At 71.0% G+C, this 2,538-nt stretch carries 1 protein-coding gene; it reads left to right on the top strand.

What is annotated here, in order from left to right; translation table 11 throughout:
* The first annotated feature begins 38 nt into the window (after window positions 1–38).
* Window positions 39–2,510: an ATP-binding protein gene (locus A5643_RS10955; RefSeq protein ID WP_353612569.1), complete on the top strand. Its 2,472-nt coding sequence runs from the start codon at window positions 39–41 to the stop codon at window positions 2,508–2,510.
* Window positions 2,511–2,538: the final 28 nt, after the last annotated feature.

Genomic DNA, 2,538 nt, shown 5'->3' with positions numbered 1-2,538 from the left:
TGCGACGGTGCACCGCACCCGGACAGGGCGGTCCAGACGTGAGCAAGCTACTGCCAACCGGATCGACGGCATCCGACGTAGCTGAGCTTGCCGAGCCGGAACCACGAGCGCTGCAACCGGCAGCCCGTCTCCGTCCGCCGGCGCCACTGACCAGCTTCGTCGGCCGGGAGGCCGAACTCGCCGAACTGACCCGCCTGGCCGACCGGACTCGGCTGGTGACCGTGACCGGGGCGGGCGGAATAGGGAAGACGCGGATCGCGCTGGAGTTGACCGCTCGCCTGACCGACGCGCATCGCGACCGAGCGGCATGGGCGGGTTTGGCAGCGCTCCGCGCCGGCGAACTTGTGCCGGCCGCTGTGGCGCGCGCGCTCGGGCTGCCAGACCAGCCGGGACGCAGCAACCTCGCCACCATGAGCCGGGTCATCGGGTCGCGCCGGATGCTACTGATCCTGGACAACTGCGAACACCTGCGGCCGGCCTGCGCCGCATTGGCCGAATCGCTGCTCGCGGCCTGCACTCGCCTGACCATCGTGGCGACCAGCCGCGAGCCCCTGGCCGCCGCCGGCGAAGTGACCTGGCTGCTGCCCCCGCTGTCGACCGAAGAGGCAGTGGACCTGTTCACCAGCCGCGCCCGACTGGCCCGGCCGGATTTCACGCTCACCGAGGACAACCGGACCGCGGTGGACCGGATCTGTCGACGGCTGGATGGGGTTCCGTTGGCCATCGAGTTGGCCGCCGCCCGGGTGCGCGCCCTGTCGACCGACGAAATCATCGACGGCCTCAGTGACCGCTTCCAACTGCTCACCGGCGGATCCCGCACGGCGTTGCCGCGCCACCAGACCCTGCGTGCCTCGGCGGACTGGTCCCATGCGCTGCTCACCGGATCCGAGCAGGTGCTGTTTCGGCGGCTGGCGGTCTTCGCCGGCGGCTTCGATCTGGACGCCGCGCACGCCGTGGTCGGCGACCCCGGCCGGCCGCGACACCGCCTGATCGATGAGCTGGCCCAACTGATCGACAAGTCCATGGTGGTCGTGGAAGACCACGACGAGGGCAAGCGGTATGGGCTGTTGGAGACCATGCGCGACTATGCGGCCGAGAAACTCGCCGAATCCGGTGAAGCCGACCCGATCCGGACACGGCACCGCGCCCACTACACCGCGCTGGCCGACGCGCAGCCCACTGCGGGGATGCGCCGGTGGATCGCGCAGCTGGCAGCGGAACTGGACAACCTTCGCACGGCATACGCATACAGCCGCGAGCGCGGCGATACCGACTCGGCCCTGCAGTTGGCGTCGGCGCTGCAAGCCCTGTGGCTGCGCGGCCGCGTCGCGGAGGGCCTCACCTGGTTCGACGACGCCCTCGATGACGAGCCGCCCGCCACCCCCGCCGTACGTGCCCGCGCACTCGCCGACAAGCTCATGCTCAACCACTTGTCCGGCACCCTGTATCACCTCGAGGAGGCCGACGAGGCGTTGGCCATCGCCCGAACCGGTGCCGAGCCGGGCCTGCTGGCCCGCGCCTTGACCGCGGCCGGCTTGACCTCCTGCTACTTCCCCGACCGCGCGCTGCCGCTGTTCGCCGAGGCACTCACCGTGGCACGCGCAGCGGGCGATGACGCCCTGGTGAGCCAGATACTGGGTTGGCAGGCCTACTCGGCGTACATCGCCGGCGATTTCGCCCTGACTCGCGCCGCAGCCACCGAAGGACACCGTCGTGCCGAGGCCGTCGGTGACGGGTTGGTTTCCCGGCTGTGCCGCTGGTGCCTGGGGCTGGTGCAGTGGGTCAGCGGCGACCCGGCAGCCGCCGCGGCACAGGCCGTCGAAGTCATCGACGAGGCCCGCGCGGCCCACGATCTGATGTTCGAAGCCTGCGGTCAGATGCTTCTCGCCGTTGCATTGGCCCACCGCGGCGCCACCGACACCGCGCACGCGGTGGCGGTGACAGCGGTCGAAACGGCCGCCGACCTGCCCGGGTTCCAGCGTGGTGCGGCCATGGGTGCGGTTGCCGAGGCATTGCTGGCGGCCGGGGACACCGCGTCGGCCAGCGCAGCCGGTGACGAAGCGTGGGAAGCGTGTCCGCTGGCCGAACTGCTCGCTACAAACGGCAACCCGGTCGCGCGGGCAGCGCTGGCGGTCGGCGATGTGACCACCGCGCGCCGCTCCGTCGACGACGCCCTCGCGGTTGCACGCGGCGGCCACCGGATCACCTTGCTGGCAGTGCGGATTCGGGTGGCGTTAGTGCAGGGGGAGGTGGATTTGGCGGGTCGGGATGCGGCGGCGGCGTTGGTGATTGCGGGGGAGATCGACGCGTTTTTGATGGTGCCGGATGTGATCGAGTGTGTGGCGGTGTTGAGCGCTGAGTGCGGTCGGGGGGCGGAGGCGGCGCGGTTGTTCGGTGCGGCGCAGGGGATGCGGGAGCGCAGTGGGCAGGTGCGGTTCGGGGTGTATGACGCCGGGTATGCGGCGGCGGTGGGGTCGGCTCGTCATCGAGGGCGTCGTCGAACCAGGTGAGGCCCTCCGCGACGCGGCCGCGCAGCCA

The organism is Mycobacterium sp. 1274756.6, assembly GCF_001668625.1.
GTDB lineage: Bacteria > Actinomycetota > Actinomycetes > Mycobacteriales > Mycobacteriaceae > Mycobacterium.
This window is presented reverse-complemented; position numbering and strand designations above follow the sequence as displayed.